The following is a 17,480-nucleotide window of genomic DNA, read 5'->3' as shown; positions in this document are numbered from 1 at the left end:
CTTCGTGGGCGGCGAGTCGGGCCGGGGCCGCCTGCGGGCCCCACCGGTGCTATTCGGCCCAGGCATGCTCCAGTTGGGTGCGGAAGGTGGCGGGCTCTCGCCCGATCAGCTCGGCCAGCGTCGAGTCGACAGCGGTGAACTCGCCATTCCGAGCCGCGGCGAAGATGCTCAGCATCAGGTCGCCGATCGGGGCCGGGGTGCCGTGCGCAAGGACCTGCTCGCGGAAGGCGTCGTCGGGGACGACGGTGCGGGTGAAGGGCCGTCCGGTGGTCTGGGACGCGATGTCGGCGACGGTGTCGAAGTCGAGCGCCGCCGGGCCGGTGAGCGGCGGGGTGGGCCCCTCGAAGCGGTGCTCCTCGGCGAGGATCGCCGCGGTGGCCTCGGCGAGGTCGTCGTGGCCGGTCCAGGCGACGGGGCCGTCGGCGGGAAGGGCGATGTCCCCGGTGTGGCGGGCGGACTCCAGGAACTGCAGGGCGCTGGAGGCGTAGAAGCCGTTGCGCAGCGCGGTCCAGGGCAGGCCGGTGGCGCGCAGCAGGTCCTCTGTCCGGGCGTGGTCGCGGCATGCCTGGAATTGGGAGTCGTGGGCGGCGCCCGTCTGGCTGGTGTAGAGGATGCGGCCGACGCCGGCCTTCACGGCGGCGTCGATGGCGGCGCGGTGGCCGCTGACGCACTCCCTGCCCGTGCGGTCGAGGGAGACGAGGAGCAGTTGCCCGGCGTCCTCGAAGGCGCGCACGAGCGAGGCGGGATCGTCGAAGCTCCCCTGTCGGACGCGGACGCCGCGGTCGGCGAGGTCCTGGGCCTTGCGGGGGTCGCGGACGCTGACGCCGACGCGGTCGGCGGAGACACGCTCCAGGAGGCGCTCGACGATGCGGCGGCCGAGCTTTCCGGTGGCTCCGGTCACGATGATCACTGGGTTCTCCCGACACTGTTTCCGGTGGAATCGCTTCAACGATAACACCGGAAATTCCGCTGGAAACAAATTCTCGGTACCATCGGTTCATGGTTACACGCGACTCCACCGACAGCCCTCGGCGCCGCATCGTCGAGGCGGCCGTCGAGCTGCTGGAGAACGGCGGCCCTGACGCGGTGAGCACCCGCGCGGTCGCGGCCGCGGCCGGCATGCAGCCGCCGGCGATCTACCGCCTCTTCGGCGACAAGGAGGGGCTCCTCGAGGCCGTCGCCGAGCACGGCTACGCGCAGTTCCTGGAGAGAAAGCGCGCGCAGCTCGACCCCGCCCCCCAGGACCCGGTGGAGGAACTGCGCCGCGGCTGGGACGGGGTGGTCGAGTTCGGGGTCTGTCGCCCGGAGTTGTTCGCGGTGATGAACAGGGCCACCGGCCGGGGACCGGAGGCGGCACACCGCGCGGGCCTGGAGGTCCTCCGTGGGCGGGTGCGTCGGCTGGCGGCCGGGGGGTGGCTGCGGGTCGACGAGGAGCTGGCCGCCCAGATCATCCAAGCCACCGGCCAGGGCGCGGTCACCACCTGGCACTCCACCCCCGCGGACCGCCGCGATCCGGCCCTGTTGACCGTCCTGCGCGAGTCCATGGTCGCGGCCGTCACCCGCGCCGAGCCGACGCTCCCCGCCGCGGAGTCCGGTCCCGCCGCAGCGGCCCGCGCGCTGCGCGCCGCCCTCCCCGACGACGCCGATGTCCTGAGCGACGCCGAGCAGCGCCTGCTGCGTGAGTGGCTCACGCGCCTGGCAGCGGACGGTGGCGCGTCGCATGTCTGATCGCGCCCAGGCGCCCTAGGGGGTGTCGGACCGTGCCCGTCCGGCGCTGTCAGTGGTGCGTGCGATGCTTGTCGCGATGGCCAGGAAGACTGCAAACGACGACCCTCTCGCCCCGGTGACCCTTGCCGTGGGCCAGGAGGACCTCCTGCTCGACCGTGCCGTGCAGGAGGTGGTGGCCGCCGCGAAGGCCGCCGACGCCGACACGGACGTACGCGACCTCACCTCCGACCAGTTGCAGCCCGGCACCCTCGCCGAGCTCACCAGTCCCTCGCTCTTCGCCGAGCGCAAAGTCGTGGTCGTACGCGATGCGCAGGACCTGTCCGCCGACACGGTCAAGGACGTCAAGGCGTACCTCGCCGCCCCCGTCGAGGAGATCACCCTTGTGCTGCTGCACGCGGGCGGCGCCAAGGGCAAGGGCGTGCTCGACGCCGGGCGCAAGGCGGGGGCGCGCGAGGTGGCGTGTCCGAAGATGACCAAGCCCGCCGACCGGCTGGCGTTCGTGCGCTCGGAGTTCCGTACGGCCGGGCGCTCCGCCACCCCCGAGGCGTGCCAGGCCCTGGTCGACGCGATCGGCAGCGACCTGCGGGAGCTGGCCTCGGCGGTCTCCCAGCTCACCGCCGACATCGAGGGGACCGTCGACGAGGCGGTCGTCGGGCGGTACTACACCGGGCGGGCGGAGGCCTCCAGCTTCACGGTCGCCGACCGGGCGGTCGAGGGACGTGCGGCGGAGGCCCTGGAGGCGCTGCGCTGGTCGCTGGCGACCGGAGTGGCGCCGGTGCTGATCACCAGCGCCCTGGCGCAGGGCGTGCGGAACATCGGCAAGCTGTCCTCCGCCCGTGGCGGACGCCCCGCCGACCTCGCCCGCGAGCTGGGGATGCCCCCCTGGAAGGTCGACCGCGTCCGGCAGCAGATGCGCGGCTGGACCCCCGACGCCGTCTCCGTGGCCCTGCGCGCCGTGGCCGAGGCGGACGCGGGAGTGAAGGGCGCCGGGGACGACCCCGAGTACGCCCTGGAGAAGGCCGTGGTGACCATCGCCCGGGCGGCGCGCTCGCGGGGACGGTCGTAGGCCCGTCCCTCCCGGCTGCCTCCCCGGGCCCGTGCGGCCCGGACACACCGAAGGCCCCGGCGGCCGTCCTGGGGAAGGACGGCCGCCGGGGCCTTCGGATCAAGCTCGCGGATCCGTGCCCGCGTGGCGAACGCAGGCCGCGCACGGATCCCGGGTGCCGGACGGGAGCGGATGAGAGAGGGCCCGCTCTGGGTCCTTCCGGCGATCGGACCAGATGAATCCGGTCAGATGAATCCGGTCAAGGGATTCAGCCCTTGAGAGCGCCGACCTTCTGCGCCAGCGCCGACTTCTTGTTGGCGGCCTGGTTCTTGTGGATGACGCCCTTGGAGACGGCCTTGTCGAGCTCGCGCGAAGCGACGCGCTGGTACTCGGTGGCCTTCTCGACGTCACCCGCGGCGGCGGCCTCGCGGGCCTTGCGGATCGCGGTCTTCAGAGAGGACTTGACCGACTTGTTGCGCAGCCGGGCCTTCTCGTTGGTCTTGTTCCGCTTGATCTGGGACTTGATGTTCGCCACGAATGAGCCTTTGCAGGTTCAGGCACGAGGCCGCGAGGGTCCCGTACCGGTGATTTCTTGAAGGAGTGCCTCGCGCTGAGAGGGCAAGAGACACGGCCCCCCACACTACCAGCGGCCCGGCGAGGGTCCCAAACCCCATCCGGCTCCCCACCCGTGGGACCATGGAGGCTACGTATCGATCCGACCCGAGACCCGAGACCGCAGACACTGCGGACGCCTCAAGAATCAGGACCCTGCGTGCCCGCGATCCCCAGCCATGTGCCCGAGCCGAGCCGTACCGACCCGGCGCTGATCCGCAACTTCTGCATCATCGCGCACATCGACCACGGCAAGTCCACGCTCGCCGACCGGATGCTCCAGCTCACCGGTGTGGTCGAGCAGCGGCAGATGCGCGCCCAGTACCTCGACCGCATGGACATCGAGCGCGAGCGCGGCATCACGATCAAGTCCCAGGCGGTGCGGTTGCCGTGGGCCCCGTCCCACGACGAGGGCACCACGCACATCCTCAACATGATCGACACCCCGGGGCACGTCGACTTCACCTACGAGGTGTCGCGCTCGCTGGCCGCGTGCGAGGGCACCATCCTCCTGGTCGACGCCGCCCAGGGCATCGAGGCCCAGACCCTCGCCAACCTCTACCTGGCGATGGAGAACGACCTCACGATCATCCCCGTGCTGAACAAGATCGACCTGCCGGCCGCGCAGCCCGAGAAGTTCGCCGAGGAACTGGCCAACCTGGTCGGCTGCGACCCCGACGACGTGCTCAAGGTCTCCGCCAAGACCGGCCTCGGCGTCGACGCGCTGCTGGACAAGGTCGTCGCCGACATCCCGGCCCCGGTCGGCGTCAAGGACGCCCCCGCCCGCGCGATGATCTTCGACTCCGTCTACGACTCCTACCGCGGCGTCGTGACGTACGTCCGTGTCATCGACGGCCAGCTCAACAAGCGCGAGCGGATCCGGATGATGTCCACCGGAGCCACCCACGAGCTGCTGGAGATCGGCACCAACTCGCCCGAGATGCTCGCCGCCGACGGCCTCGGCGTGGGCGAGGTGGGCTACCTGATCACCGGCGTGAAGGACGTCCGCCAGTCGAAGGTCGGCGACACCGTCACCAGCCAGCACAAGGGTGCCGAGGAGGCGCTCGGCGGCTACAAGGACCCCAGGCCCATGGTCTTCTCCGGCCTGTATCCGCTGGACGGCTCCGACTACCCGCTGCTGCGCGAGGCCCTGGACAAGCTCCAGCTCAACGACGCCGCCCTGGTCTACGAGCCGGAGACCTCCGCCGCCCTCGGCTTCGGCTTCCGCGTCGGCTTCCTCGGCCTGCTCCACCTCGACGTGATCCGCGAGCGGCTGGAGCGCGAGTTCAACCTCGACCTGATCGCCACCGCGCCCAACGTGGTGTACCGCGTGGTCATGGAGGACGGCACCGAGCACACCGTCACCAACCCGAGCGAGTTCCCCGAGGGCAAGATCAACGAGGTCTACGAGCCGGTCGTGCGCGCCACGATCCTGGCTCCGACCGAGTTCATCGGCGCCATCATGGAGCTGTGCCAGACCCGGCGCGGCACCCTGCTCGGCATGGACTACCTCTCCGAGGACCGGGTGGAGATCCGCTACACCCTCCCGCTCGCGGAGATCGTCTTCGACTTCTTCGACCAGCTCAAGTCCAAGACCCGCGGCTACGCCTCGCTCGACTACGAGCCCACCGGCGAGCAGACCTCCAGTCTGGTCAAGGTCGACATCCTGCTGCACGGCGACAAGGTGGACGCCTTCTCGGCGATCACCCACAAGGACCAGGCGTACGCCTACGGCGTGCGGCTCGTCGCCAAGCTCAAGGAGCTGATCCCGCGGCAGGCCTTCGAGGTGCCGGTCCAGGCCGCCATCGGCTCCCGCGTCATCGCCCGCGAGACCATCCGCGCCATCCGCAAGGACGTCCTCGCCAAGTGCTACGGCGGTGACATCTCCCGCAAGCGGAAGCTGCTGGAGAAGCAGAAGGAAGGCAAGAAGCGGATGAAGATGGTGGGTTCCGTGGAGGTTCCGCAGGAGGCCTTCATCGCGGTGCTGTCCAGCGACGACAGCGCGGGGTCGGCCAAGGGCAAGAAGTAACCGCCGCACCGCACGCGGAGTCCGGCCAAACCGGACAGCAGGGGGCCCGTCGTACGAAAGTGCGGCGGGTCTCTTCGCATGTCACGGGCGGGCGTCTGTAGGAAATGACAGGGCGCGGACTCTTACGCGGGGGCCGGTCGCCCTTTACGCTGATGCCTGCCCCGTAGTTACTCGTGAGTTAAACAAGTGCTCGGGCACCAGTCCGACGCGCCGCTTGACCACGGCCCGAACAACCGCCCGAGAGTGAATCCAGCCGCACCTGAGCCAGCCGCACCGTCGCGGGCCCGGAGGATGTCGTGAGCGACACACAGACACTGATCGAGAACCGTCCGCCCTCCGTGGCGGGACTCTTCCTGGAGCGGGTGGCCGCCACGCCGGACGCCGAGGCGTACCGCTACCCGGTGCCGCCGGCCTCGGGCGAGGGCCCCGACGACTGGAAGTCGCTGACCTGGGCGCAGGCCGCCGAGCGGGTGTACGCGATCGCGGCGGGCCTGATCGAACTGGGCGTGCGGCCCGAGCAGCGCGTCGCGCTGGCCTCCGCCACCCGCCTGGAGTGGATCCTCGCCGACCTCGGCATCATGTGCGCGGGCGCGGCGACGACCACCGTCTACCCGCAGACCAACGCCGACGAGTCGGCGTACATCCTCTCCGACTCCGAGAGCCGGGTGCTGATCGCCGAGGACGCCGCGCAACTGGCCAAGGCGAAGGAGAAGCGGGCCGAGCTGCCCGACCTCACGCACGTGGTCGTGGTCGACCCGGCCGGCGCGGACACCACCGAGGACTGGGTCCTCACCCTCGACGAGCTGGAGCGCCGGGGTGCGGCCCGCCTGGAGAACGAGCCGCAGCTCATCAAGGAGCGGGTCGGCGCGCTCACCAAGGACCAGCTCGCCACCCTCATCTACACCTCCGGCACCACCGGCCGGCCCAAGGGCGTCCGTCTCCCGCACGACTGCTGGTCGTACATGGCCAAGGCGATCGCCGCGACCGGTCTGGTCACCAAGGACGACGTGCAGTACCTGTGGCTGCCGCTCGCGCACGTCTTCGGCAAGGTGCTGACCTCCGGGCAGATCGAGGCCGGTCACGTCACCGCCGTCGACGGCCGCGTCGACAAGATCATCGAGAACCTGCCGGTGGTCCGGCCGACCTACATGGCGGCCGTGCCCCGCATCTTCGAGAAGGTCTACAACGGTGTCGCCGCCAAGGCCCGCGCGGGCGGCGGCGCGAAGTACAAGATCTTCCAGTGGGCCGCCGGGATCGCCCGCGAGTACGCCAAGGTCACCCAGGACAACTTCAAGCGCACCGGCACCGCGAGCGCCCCCGCCGGCCTGCGCACCAAGCACGCCGTCGCCGACCGGCTCGTCTACGCCAAGATCCGCGAGGCCTTCGGCGGCCGCCTGCGCGCCTGCGTCTCGGGCTCGGCCGCCCTCGCCCCCGAGATCGGCTACTTCTTCGCCGGGGCCGGCATCCACATCCTGGAGGGCTACGGCCTCACCGAGTCCTCCGCCGCCTCCTTCGTCAACCCCGGCGAGGCCTACCGCACCGGCACCGTCGGCAAGCCGCTGCCCGGCACCGAGGTGCGCATCGCGGAGGACGGCGAGATCCTGCTGCGCGGCCCCGGCATCATGGAGGGCTACCACAAGCTGCCCGAGAAGACCGCCGAGGTGCTGGAGTCCGACGGCTGGTTCCACACCGGCGACATCGGTGAGCTGTCGCCCGACGGCTACCTGCGCATCACCGACCGCAAGAAGGACCTCATCAAGACGTCCGGCGGCAAGTACATCGCGCCCGCCGAGGTCGAGGGGCAGTTCAAGGCCGTCTGCCCCTATGTCTCCAACATCCTGGTCCACGGCGCCGACCGGAACTTCTGCACCGCGCTCATCGCCCTCGACGAGGCCGCGATCACCGAGTGGGCCAAGGAGAACGGTCTGGAGGGCAGGCCGTACGCGGAGATCGTCGCGGCGCCGGCCACCGTCGAGATGGTCGACGGCTACGTCCAGCAGCTCAACGAGGGCCTCCAGCGCTGGCAGACCATCAAGAAGTTCCGCCTCCTGCCCCGCGACCTCGACGTCGAGCACGGCGAGATCACCCCGAGCCTGAAGCTCAAGCGGCCGGTGGTGGAACGGGAGTACAAGAACCTGATCGAGGAGATGTACGAGGGGGCGCGCGAGGCGTAGGTGTTCGAGGACGTCCGGTTCGCGTGCGGGTTCCGGACGTCTTCGAGCGTTCGCTTAGCACGGATTTCACTCATCGCGGTCCACTTCGGTAACTCCGTGCTCGTGTGCGGGGCCGGTCTGTCACTCTGTCGGCATCGAGTGTGAGGAATTCGCACGAACTGCCCGGGGAGACGTCCAATGGGGGCCATTCCGACGCAGCGGGAGACCGCCTCCCGTGCCGGCGCGGCGCCGGCGCGCACCGTCGCGACATCCGCCGGGGGCGCCGGCGGGTGCTTCGAGGAGTGCGCGCGGGCGCGTGTGACGCTGCTGGGCAGTTCGCTGGCGCCGGGCGCCGCCCGCGCGATGGTACGGGCCGCGCTCGCCGACTGGACCGCGCTCGGCCTGCCGGGCACCGACCGGCTGACCGAGCACCTCGCCACCGACGTCCTGGTCGTGGTCAGCGAGCTGGTCACCAACGCCGTCGTGCACGCCGGGACCGACGTCGAGGTGGGCCTCCAGGTGGAGGAGACCGGCACTCTCGTCGTCGAGGTCGTGGACCAGCATCCCTCCCGTGCCCCGAGGGGCGGCGACGACCACGGGGCACCGCAGGACCCCGCCGAGTACGGGCGTGGGCTGCGGCTCGTCGCCGCGCTCGCGGAGGCCTGGGGGATCACCTACCGCCCGGGCACGAAGACCGTGTGGGCGCGGCTGCCGGCCCAGGGCCCGGACGGCCCGGGTGGTCCGGACGCCCCCACGCCGGACCCGGAGCCGGCCGCGGAGCCGGACGCGTGGCCGGCAGTGGAGGGCCCCGGCGACCGGAGCCGCGCCCGGGACGGTGAGGAGGCGCGGAGGACACGGCGGGACGGTGCCGCGGTCCCGGGCGCTGCGGTGCCGGGCCGCGCCGGGGGACTCGGCCCCGGCACGGGCGGGCTAGCGGGTTCCGGTGGTCCGGGGGACGGGCCCGTCCGCTCCTCGCAGTGGCCCGGCCTGCGTGACGGCGCCGCGGGGACCGGGCGGTGCGGGGCCCGCGACCGGGAGTGGCTGGGCCGCGGGGCCCTGTCCTTCCTCGCCGAGGCATCCGACCTGCTGGCCGGGCAGCTCGACGAGGATCTGGTCGCCTCGCTCACCGGGCAGCTCGTGGTGCCCCGGCTCGCCGACTGGTGCGGGGTGTGGCTGGAGGACGAGGCCCTGGGCCGGGGCGCCTGGAGCGACGACCCCGGGGCGTCCGTCGGCGCCCGGCTGGCCCGCGTGTGGCATGCCGGGGAGGGGCACCTCGACGTTCTGCGCGCGGCGCTGGAGAAGGAGCCGCCCCGGCCCCGCGACCCGTGGCGCTCCGGTCCCGTCGGCCACCCCTGGCCCGCCGAGGCGCTCGGCACGAGCGGCACCGCGCTCGCCTACCCCCTGGTCGCGGGCGGCCGGCCCCTGGGCACCCTGGTCATCGGCCGGGCCGACCCGGTGGACACCGCGGACGGCACCGATACCGCGGACGGCACGGACACCGGCGATCCCGTCGGCCCGCCCGGCTTCCCCGACGAGATCACCGGCCTGGTCGAGGACCTCAGCCGCCGGGTGGCGCTCGCCATCGGCGCCGCCCGCCAGTACGCCCGGCAGGCCACCATCAGCGCCGTGCTCCAGCGCGGCCTGCTGCCCGGTGCCGTCGCCGAGATCCCGGGCCTGCGCAGCGCCCTCGTCTACGAACCGCGGGACAAGGGCGGCCCCAGCGGCGACTTCTACGACCTCTTCCCGGCCGACGACGGCCGCTGGTGCTTCGCCCTGGGCGACGTCCAGGGCAAGGGCCCCGAGGCCGCCGTCGTCATCGGACTCGCCCGGCCCTGGCTGCGGCTGCTGGCGCGTGAGCAGTACGGCGTCCCGGACGTCCTCGACCGCCTCAACCAGCTCCTGCTCGACGACGCCACCGAGGCCGCCGACGCCGCCGCCCGCGCCCTGGTGGCCGCGGGCGGCCCACCGGTTGCCCCGGGCGACGGACCGCAGACCCGCTTCCTCTCCCTGCTCTACGGCGAGCTGGTCCCCTTCGACGGCGGCGTCCGCTGCACCCTGGCGTCCGCCGGACACCCGCTGCCGCTGCTCCTCGGGCCCGACGGCACGGTGACCGCGGTCGCCTGCCCGCAGACCCTGCTCGGTGTCGTCGAGGACGCGACGTACGTCAGCGAGACCTTCGAGCTGCGGTCCGGCGACACCCTGCTGTGCGTCACGGACGGGGTCACCGAGCGGCGCAGCGGCTCCCGCCAGTTCGACGACGGCGACGGCCTCGCCGCGGCGCTGGCCGGCTGCACGGGTCTGGACGCCGAGCTGGTCGCCGAGCGCATCAGGCGGCTGGTGCACGCGTTCGGGCCCCGGCCGCCGGAGGACGACCTGGCGCTGCTGGTGCTCCAGGCGGAGTGAGCGGGCGGGGACCCGCGCGGGGGCAGGGGGTCCGCGCGGGTACGGGACACACGAAAGGGGACCCGCGCGGGCACGGGACACACGAACGGGGACCCGCGCGGGTACGGGACAATGGAACGCATGCCCTCCGCACTCCCCGACGGCGAGCCCGTCCCCGCCGACGGCGCCCTGCCCGCGTCCGCGCTCACCGGGGCCGCAGACCGCCCCCTCGGCTTCTACCTGCACGTGCCGTACTGCGCGACCCGCTGCGGCTACTGCGACTTCAACACCTACACCGCGACCGAGCTGCGCGGCACCGGCGGCGTCCTGGCCTCCCGCGACAACTACGCCGGCACCCTCGCCGACGAGGTGCGCCTGGCCCGCAAGGTCCTCGGCGACGACCCCCGCGAGGTCCGCACGGTCTTCGTCGGCGGCGGTACGCCCACGCTGCTGGACGCCGGGGACCTGGTGCGGATGCTGGACGCGGTCCGCGACGAGTTCGGGCTGGCGCCGGACGCGGAGATCACGACGGAGGCCAACCCGGAGTCGGTCGACCCGGCCTACCTCGCGACCCTCCGCGAGGGCGGCTTCAACCGGATCTCCTTCGGCATGCAGAGCGCGAAGCAGCACGTGCTGAAGATCCTGGACCGCACCCACACCCCCGGCCGCCCCGAAGCCTGCGTCGCCGAGGCCCGCGCGGCCGGCTTCGACCACGTCAACCTCGACCTCATCTACGGCACCCCGGGCGAGTCGGACGACGACTGGCGGGCCTCCCTGGACGCCGCGCTCGGCGCCGGGCCCGACCACGTGTCGGCGTACGCCCTGATCGTCGAGGAGGGCACCCGGCTCGCCCGGCGCATCCGGCGCGGCGAGGTCCCCATGACCGACGACGACGTCCACGCCGACCGGTACCTGATCGCCGAGGAGACCCTCGCGGCGGCGGGTTTCGACTGGTACGAGGTGTCGAACTGGGCCACCTCCGACGCCGGGCGCTGCCTGCACAACGAGCTGTACTGGCGGGGCGCCGACTGGTGGGGCGCGGGACCGGGGGCGCACTCGCACGTGGGGGGCGTGCGGTGGTGGAACGTGAAGCATCCGGGCGCGTACGCGGGAGCGCTGGCGGCGGGGAAGTCACCGGGCGCCGGGCGCGAGGTCCTGTCGGACGAGGACCGGCGCGTGGAGCGCATCCTGCTGGAGCTGCGGCTGCGGGAGGGCGTGCCGCTGGCGCTGCTGCGGGAGGCGGGGCTGGCGGCGGCTCGGCGGGCGCTGGCGGAGGGGCTGCTGGAGGAGGGGCCGTACGAGGCGGGGAGCGCGGTGCTGACGCTGCGCGGGCGACTGCTGGCGGACGCGGTGGTACGGGACCTGGTGGACTGACGGGTCATCCCCGCTTCCGCGGGGAGCAGGAACTGCTCGGCCGTGTGGACGAACTGATCGACGGACCACCTCCGCAACGGCGGAGAGCAGGCCACCAGGCCCCGTCTGGCAACGACCGGACGACGTTCAGGACACGGTTACGTGATCAATGAGCCGTTCCACACTGCCCAGCAGCTCCGGCTCCAGGTCCTTGTACGAGCCCACCCGTGCCAGGATCGCCTGCCACACCGCGCCCGTGTTCTCCGACGGCCACCCCAGCGCCCGGCACACCCCCGTCTTCCAGTCCTGGCCGCGCGGCACCCTGGGCCACCCCTCGATCCCCACCGAGGACGGCTTCACCGCCTCCCAAATGTCGATGTACGGGTGGCCCACCACCAGCGCGTGTTCGCTCGTCACCGCCTCCGCGATGCGCCACTCCTTCGAACCCGGCACCAGGTGGTCGACGAGGACGCCCAGCCGCGCGTCCGGGCCCGGGGCGAAGTCGGCGACGATCGACGGGAGGTCGTCCACGCCGCCCAGGTACTCCACGACGACGCCCTCGATGCGCAGGTCGTCGCCCCACACCTTCTCGACCAGTTCGGCGTCGTGCCGCCCCTCGACGTAGATGCGCCCGGCGCGCGCCACCCGCGCCCGTGCGCCGGGGACGGCGACCGAACCGGACGCGGTGCGGGCGGGGACGGAGCGCGCCGGAGCGGAGGAGGACGGGCGGACCAGCGTGACCACCCGCCCCTCCAGCAGGAACCCGCGCGGTTCCAGCGGGAAGACGCGGTGCTTGCCGAAGCGGTCCTCCAGGGTCACCGTGCCCGCCTCGCAGCGGATCACCGCGCCGCAGAACCCGGTGCCGGGCTCCTCGACCACCAGGCCGGGGTCGGCCGGCACCTCGGGGACGGGCTGCGGTTTCTTCCACGGAGGGGTCAGGTCGGCGGAGTACTGGCGCATTCTGCCGACGATACGAGGAAGGCCCGCGCGATGATCAGCGCGACACGCCGAACCGGGCGGCCAGCGCGTCCCGTTGGGCCCGCACGAACGCCGCGTCCACCACCGCTCCGTGACCGGGGACGTACAGCGCGTCCTCGCCGCCCAGCTCCAGCAGCCGGTCCAGGGCTGCGGGCCAGCGGGACGGTACGGCGTCGGGGCCCGCCTGCGGCTCGCCGGACTCCTCGACCAGGTCGCCGCAGAAGACGACCGCCGGGTCGCCCGGCACCAGCACCGCCAGGTCGTGCCCGGTGTGGCCCGGGCCCACGTCGGCCAGCAGGACGTGACGGCCGCCGCCCAGGCCGAGTGTCCGCTCGCCGTGGACCTCGTGCCGGACGGGGACGAGCGCGTCGGCGGCCTCCCGCGCCGCCCGCGCGTCCAGCCCCTCGGCCGCCGCGTCCGCGCGCAGCGCCTCCCGCCCCTGTCCGCCCGGCGCGAACAGCGCGGCCGTACCCGCGGCGCCGTGAGCGCCGTACACCCGCGCGCCCTCGAACGCCGCCGCGCCGAAGACGTGGTCGAAATGCGGGTGGGTCAGCGCGAGATGCGTCACACGGCGGCCGGCGAGCCGTCGCGCCGCTCCGTGCAACCGGGCGCCCTCCGCCAGGCTCGACCCCGCGTCCACCATCAGCGCCGCGTCCGTGCCGCGCACCAGCCCCGCCGTGCAGTCCCAGCCCGGCAGCCGGCACCGTCCCACCCCGTCCGCCAGCCGCTCCCAGCCCAGCTCTTCCCAAGTCACCCTCACGGCGACGACGCTAACGGCTCGGCCCCGGCCTTGCCGGGGGCGTACCCCACAGCCGTACACTGGGCCGGGGAAGTCTGGCACTCGCGAGCCGTGAGTGCCAGGGCAGACAGGGCAGACAGGCCGAAACGGGCGGACGACAGCGGGAGGTGCGTGCCGCATGCTCAGTGAACGCAGGCTCCAGGTGCTGCGCGCCATCGTCCAGGACTACGTCGGCACCGAGGAGCCGGTCGGTTCCAAGGCCCTCACCGAGCGGCACAACCTCGGCGTCTCCCCGGCCACCGTGCGCAACGACATGGCGGCCCTGGAGGACGAGGGGTTCATCGCCCAGCCGCACACCAGCGCCGGGCGCATCCCGACCGACAAGGGCTACCGGCTCTTCGTCGACAAGCTGGCCGGCGTCAAGCCGATGACCGCGCCCGAGCGGCGCGCCATCCAGAACTTCCTGGAGGGCGCCGTCGACCTCGACGACGTCGTGGCCCGCACGGTGCGGCTGCTCGCGCAGCTCACCCGGCAGGTCGCCGTCGTGCAGTACCCGTCGCTGACCCGTTCGACCGTGCGGCACGTGGAACTGCTCTCGCTCGCGCCCGCGCGCCTGATGCTCGTGCTGATCACGGACACCGGCCGGGTCGAGCAGCGGATGATCGACTGCCCGGCGCCGTTCGGCGAGGCCTCGCTGGCCGATCTGCGGGCGCGGCTCAACAGCCGGGTCGCGGGACGCCGTTTCACGGATGTGCCGTCCCTGGTGGAAGATCTGGCGGAGCCCTTCGAGGCCGAGGATCGCGGTACGGTCTCCACCGTGCTCTCCACTCTCCTGGAGACGCTGGTCGAGGAGAACGAGGAGCGGCTGATGATCGGCGGCACCGCCAATCTGACCCGCTTCGGGCACGACTTCCCCCTGGTGATCCGGCCGGTGCTGGAGGCGCTCGAGGAGCAGGTCGTGCTCCTCAAGCTGCTCGGCGAGGCGAAGGATCCGGGCGTGACCGTACGGATCGGTCACGAGAACGCCCACGAAGGACTCAACTCAACGTCCGTCGTGTCGGTCGGCTACGGTTCGGGCGGCGAGGCGGTTGCCAAGCTCGGCGTGGTCGGACCGACCCGCATGGACTACCCGGGAACGATGGGAGCGGTACGCGCAGTGGCACGGTACGTCGGACAGATCCTGGCGGAGTCGTAGGTGGCCACGGACTACTACGCCGTACTCGGCGTGCGCCGCGACGCTTCCCAGGACGAGATCAAGAAGGCGTTCCGGAGGCTCGCCCGCGAGCTGCACCCGGACGTCAACCCCGATCCGAAGACCCAGGAGCGGTTCAAGGAGATCAACGCCGCCTACGAGGTGCTGTCGGACCCGCAGAAGAAGCAGGTCTACGACCTCGGCGGCGACCCGCTCTCGCAGGCCGGGGGCGGCGGTGGCGCCGGCGGCTTCGGCGCGGGCGGCTTCGGGAACTTCTCGGACATCATGGACGCGTTCTTCGGTACGGCGTCGCAGCGCGGGCCGCGCTCGCGCACCCGGCGCGGCCAGGACGCGATGATCCGCATCGAGGTCGAGCTGGACGAGGCGGCCTTCGGCACGACCAAGGACATCCAGGTCGACACCGCGGTCGTCTGCAACACCTGCAACGGCGAGGGCGCGGCGCCCGGCACGTCGGCCCAGACGTGCGACATGTGCCGTGGCCGCGGTGAGGTCTCGCAGGTCACCCGGTCGTTCCTGGGCCAGGTCATGACCTCCCGCCCGTGCCCCCAGTGCCAGGGCTTCGGCACCGTGGTGCCCACCCCGTGCCCCGAGTGCGCGGGCGACGGCCGGGTCCGTTCCCGGCGCACCCTCACCGTGAAGATCCCGGCCGGTGTGGACAACGGCACGCGGATCCAGCTCGCGGGCGAGGGCGAGGTCGGCCCCGGCGGCGGCCCCGCCGGCGACCTGTACGTCGAGATCCACGAGCTGTCCCACTCCACCTTCCAGCGCCGCGGCGACGACCTGCACTGCACGGTCACCATCCCGATGACGGCGGCGGCCCTGGGCACGAAGGTGCCGCTGGAGACCCTCGACGGCATGGAGGAGGTCGACATCCGCCCGGGCACCCAGTCCGGCCAGTCGATCCCGCTGCACGGTCGGGGCGTCACCCACCTGCGCGGCGGCGGCCGGGGCGACCTCATCGTCCACGTCGAGGTCACCACCCCGGGCAAGCTCGACCCCGAACAGGAACGCCTCCTGCGCGAACTGGCCAAGCTGCGCGGCGAAGAACGCCCGCAGGGGCAGTTCCAGCCTGGACAGCAGGGGCTGTTCTCGCGTCTGAAGGACGCGTTCAACGGGCGCTGACGCCGGGCTCGGTGGGCGTCGGTTTGTCGCGCGGGTGCGGGTGGTGGCCGGAGTCTGCCGGGGGTCCGGGGGTTGTCCCCGGGCAGGCACAGTCAGCCTGGACAGCAGGGGCTGTTCTCGCGGTTGAAGGACGCGTTCAACGGGCGCTGACGCTCCGGGTTCCGATGCGGATGCTTCTGGCGTATGCCAACGGAAGCCCGGATTCGGACTTGTGCGGAGGACGTGACACCATGCCGTCATGTCCTCCGCACTGACCGATCTCTTCCCCTACCCGATCGTGCAGGCGCCCATGGCGGGCGGCGTCTCCGTGCCGGGTCTGGCGGCCGCGGTGTCCGAAGCGGGCGGTCTCGGCTTCCTGGCCGCGGGGTACAAGACCGCGGACGGGATGTACCAGGAGATCAAGCATCTGCGGGGACTGACGAGCCGCCCCTTCGGCGTCAACCTCTTCCTCCCGCAGCCGGAGACGGCCGACCCCGCCGCCGTGGAGGTCTACGCCCACCAGTTGGCCGGTGAGGCCGCCTGGTACGAGACGGAGCTGGGCGACCCCGACGGAGGCCGGGACGACGGCTACGAGACCAAGCTCGCCGTACTGCTGGACAACCCCGTGCCGGTGGTGTCCTTCCACTTCGGCGTCCCGAGCCGCGAGGTCGTCGACTCCCTGCACCGCGTCGGCACCTTCGCCCTGGTCAGCGCCACCACCGCGGACGAGGCCCGGGCCGTCGAGCAGTCCGGCGCCGACGCGGTGATCGCGCAGGGCGCCGAGGCCGGCGGCCACCAGGGAACCCACCGGGACAACCCGGAGACGGGCGGCGCGGGCACCGGGCTGCTGTCACTGGTCGCCCAGGTCCGGGAGGCGGTGAGCCTGCCGATCGTCGCCGCCGGCGGCATCATGCGCGGCGCCCAGATCGCCGCGGTCCTCGCGGCCGGCGCGAGCGCGGCCCAGCTCGGCACCGCCTTCCTCGCCACCCCCGAGTCCGGCGCGCACGACCTGCACAAACAGGCGCTGACCAACCCCCTGTTCGTCCGCACCGAACTCACCCGCGCCTTCTCCGGCCGCCCCGCCCGCGCCCTGGTCAACCGGTTCCTGCGCGAGCACGGCCCCTACGCCCCCGCCGCCTACCCCGACGTGCACCACCTCACCTCGCCGGTGCGCAAGGCGGCGGCGAAGGCGGGCGACGCGCAGGGCATGGCGCTGTGGGCGGGGCAGGGCCACCGCATGGCCCGGGACCTGCCCGCCGGGGAGCTGGTGGAGGTGCTGGTCGCCGAACTCGCCGCCGCCGGAAGCGCGTTGACTCACTACACGACGGGAGACGGCACCCGATGACGGCACCGGTGTTCGTGGTCGACTCCCTGCGGCCCCAGGACCTGCCCGCGGGGGAGTACGTCCTGGACGGCCCCGAGGGACGCCACGCCGTCTCCGTGAAGCGGCTGCGGGCGGGCGAGGACGTCGTCCTCACCGACGGGCGCGGTCACTGGGCGGAGGGCGTGGTGAAGGCCGCCGAGGGCAAGGACCGCCTGGTCGTCGGCGTGCCAGGCGGCGTGCGCGAGGAGCCCGCCGAGCAGCCCCGCATCACCGTCGTGCAGGCCCTGCCCAAGGGCGACCGCGGTGAGCTGGCCGTCGAGACGATGACCGAGGTCGGCGTCGACGCGATCGTGCCCTGGGCGGCGTCCCGGTGCATCACCCAGTGGAAGGGCGAGCGCGGCCTGAAGGCGCTCGGCAAGTGGCGGGCGACGGCCCGCGAGGCGGGCAAGCAGTCCCGCCGGGTCCGCTTCCCCGATGTCGCGGACGCGGCGACGAGCAAGCAGGTTGCCTCACTTCTGGCCGACGCCGACTTCGCCGCCGTACTCCACGAGAGCGGCGACGCGCCCCTGTCCGCCGCGGAACTCCCCGCCACCGGCGACATCGTGCTGGTCGTCGGCCCCGAAGGGGGCGTGTCCCCGGAGGAGTTGGCGCTCTTCGCCGAGGCCGGAGCCCGGCCCCACCGCCTGGGCCGCAGCGTCCTGCGCACCTCCACCGCGGGCACCGCCGCGACCGCCGTCCTGCTGTCCCGCACCGGCCGCTGGTCCTGACGGCGCCGGACCGGACGGCGCCGGACCGGACGGCGCCGGACCGCGCGGGTCGCGGC

At 72.8% G+C, this 17,480-nt stretch carries 14 protein-coding genes; 10 read left to right on the top strand and 4 right to left on the bottom strand.

All coding sequences use genetic code 11. The features are described 5' to 3' along the window. Positions 1–49: 49 nt before the first annotated feature. The gene (locus IG88_RS0110980) at positions 50–910 is read right to left on the bottom strand and encodes an SDR family oxidoreductase (protein ID WP_031038265.1); all 861 of its coding nucleotides are present in this window, start codon (positions 908–910) and stop codon (positions 50–52) included. Positions 911–999: 89 nt separating this feature from the next. On the opposite strand from IG88_RS0110980, the gene IG88_RS0110975 reads away from it, so the two are divergent. Together IG88_RS0110975 and holA are read left to right on the top strand one after the other, a co-directional pair. Continuing rightward, positions 1,000–1,728, top strand: coding sequence for a TetR/AcrR family transcriptional regulator (locus IG88_RS0110975; RefSeq protein ID WP_031038262.1), 729 nt, complete (start codon positions 1,000–1,002; stop codon positions 1,726–1,728). 76 nt (positions 1,729–1,804) lie between these two features. Further along, complete coding sequence (gene holA / locus IG88_RS0110970; RefSeq protein WP_199807439.1) at positions 1,805–2,794, top strand: DNA polymerase III subunit delta; 990 nt, start codon at positions 1,805–1,807, stop codon at positions 2,792–2,794. A gap of 247 nt (positions 2,795–3,041) precedes the next feature. Here holA and rpsT read toward each other — a convergent pair whose 3' ends face one another. Continuing rightward, on the bottom strand, positions 3,042–3,308 hold the full coding sequence (rpsT, locus tag IG88_RS0110965; RefSeq protein WP_031038253.1) for a 30S ribosomal protein S20: 267 nt from the start codon (positions 3,306–3,308) through the stop codon (positions 3,042–3,044). Between the two features lie 237 nt (positions 3,309–3,545). Between rpsT and lepA the strand changes: the two genes are divergently transcribed. The 4 genes from lepA to hemW all read left to right on the top strand — a co-directional run bounded on the left by lepA (position 3,546) and on the right by hemW (position 11,323). Beyond that, positions 3,546–5,414 carry a translation elongation factor 4 gene (gene lepA / locus IG88_RS0110960; RefSeq protein WP_031038252.1) on the top strand — a complete coding sequence of 623 codons (1,869 nt, stop codon included), beginning with the start codon at positions 3,546–3,548 and terminating at the stop codon, positions 5,412–5,414. A gap of 296 nt (positions 5,415–5,710) precedes the next feature. Next, on the top strand, positions 5,711–7,588 hold the full coding sequence (locus IG88_RS0110955) for an AMP-dependent synthetase/ligase (protein ID WP_031038247.1): 1,878 nt from the start codon (positions 5,711–5,713) through the stop codon (positions 7,586–7,588). A 177-nt stretch (positions 7,589–7,765) separates the two neighbouring features. Further along, positions 7,766–9,970, top strand: coding sequence for a SpoIIE family protein phosphatase (locus IG88_RS0110950; RefSeq protein WP_031038246.1), 2,205 nt, complete (start codon positions 7,766–7,768; stop codon positions 9,968–9,970). 120 nt (positions 9,971–10,090) lie between these two features. Beyond that, positions 10,091–11,323, top strand: a complete 1,233-nt coding sequence (gene hemW, locus IG88_RS0110945) for a radical SAM family heme chaperone HemW (protein WP_031038243.1) — start codon at positions 10,091–10,093, stop codon at positions 11,321–11,323. A gap of 126 nt (positions 11,324–11,449) precedes the next feature. Here hemW and IG88_RS0110940 read toward each other — a convergent pair whose 3' ends face one another. After that, on the bottom strand, positions 11,450–12,262 hold the full coding sequence (locus IG88_RS0110940) for a DUF3097 domain-containing protein (RefSeq protein ID WP_031038227.1): 813 nt from the start codon (positions 12,260–12,262) through the stop codon (positions 11,450–11,452). A gap of 34 nt (positions 12,263–12,296) precedes the next feature. Beyond that, a complete protein-coding gene (locus tag IG88_RS0110935; RefSeq protein WP_031038225.1) occupies positions 12,297–13,040 on the bottom strand; it encodes an MBL fold metallo-hydrolase in 744 nt (247 codons plus the stop codon). Positions 13,041–13,197: 157 nt separating this feature from the next. On the opposite strand from IG88_RS0110935, the gene hrcA reads away from it, so the two are divergent. The 4 genes from hrcA (at position 13,198) to IG88_RS0110915 (ending at position 17,424) form a co-directional block, all read left to right on the top strand. After that, positions 13,198–14,214: a heat-inducible transcriptional repressor HrcA gene (gene hrcA / locus IG88_RS0110930; protein WP_030399874.1), complete on the top strand. Its 1,017-nt coding sequence runs from the start codon at positions 13,198–13,200 to the stop codon at positions 14,212–14,214. Then, on the top strand, positions 14,215–15,354 hold the full coding sequence (gene dnaJ, locus IG88_RS0110925) for a molecular chaperone DnaJ (RefSeq protein WP_031038222.1): 1,140 nt from the start codon (positions 14,215–14,217) through the stop codon (positions 15,352–15,354). A 238-nt stretch (positions 15,355–15,592) separates the two neighbouring features. Continuing rightward, positions 15,593–16,678 carry a nitronate monooxygenase gene (locus IG88_RS0110920; protein ID WP_031038220.1) on the top strand — a complete coding sequence of 362 codons (1,086 nt, stop codon included), beginning with the start codon at positions 15,593–15,595 and terminating at the stop codon, positions 16,676–16,678. Then, positions 16,675–17,424 carry a 16S rRNA (uracil(1498)-N(3))-methyltransferase gene (locus tag IG88_RS0110915; protein ID WP_031038209.1) on the top strand — a complete coding sequence of 250 codons (750 nt, stop codon included), beginning with the start codon at positions 16,675–16,677 and terminating at the stop codon, positions 17,422–17,424. The genes IG88_RS0110920 and IG88_RS0110915 overlap by 4 nt, the downstream gene beginning before the upstream one ends. Positions 17,425–17,480: the final 56 nt, after the last annotated feature.

The organism is Streptomyces sp. NRRL F-5650 (assembly GCF_000721365.1).
In the GTDB taxonomy this organism is placed as follows: Bacteria; Actinomycetota; Actinomycetes; order Streptomycetales; family Streptomycetaceae; genus Streptomyces; species Streptomyces ardesiacus.
This window is presented reverse-complemented; position numbering and strand designations above follow the sequence as displayed.

Bases quoted from the DNA above. Each gene is read 5' to 3' on its own strand.
- IG88_RS0110975 (WP_031038262.1), top strand. From the start codon at position 1,000: ATGGTTACACGCGACTCCACCGACAGCCCTCGGCGCCGCATCGTCGAG.
- holA (WP_199807439.1), top strand. From the start codon at position 1,805: ATGGCCAGGAAGACTGCAAACGACGACCCTCTCGCCCCGGTGACCCTT.
- IG88_RS0110950 (WP_031038246.1), top strand. From the start codon at position 7,766: ATGGGGGCCATTCCGACGCAGCGGGAGACCGCCTCCCGTGCCGGCGCG.
- hemW (WP_031038243.1), top strand. From the start codon at position 10,091: ATGCCCTCCGCACTCCCCGACGGCGAGCCCGTCCCCGCCGACGGCGCC.
- IG88_RS0110940 (WP_031038227.1), bottom strand. From the start codon at position 12,262: ATGCGCCAGTACTCCGCCGACCTGACCCCTCCGTGGAAGAAACCGCAG.
- hrcA (WP_030399874.1), top strand. From the start codon at position 13,198: ATGCTCAGTGAACGCAGGCTCCAGGTGCTGCGCGCCATCGTCCAGGAC.
- IG88_RS0110920 (WP_031038220.1), top strand. From the start codon at position 15,593: ATGTCCTCCGCACTGACCGATCTCTTCCCCTACCCGATCGTGCAGGCG.
- IG88_RS0110915 (WP_031038209.1), top strand. From the start codon at position 16,675: ATGACGGCACCGGTGTTCGTGGTCGACTCCCTGCGGCCCCAGGACCTG.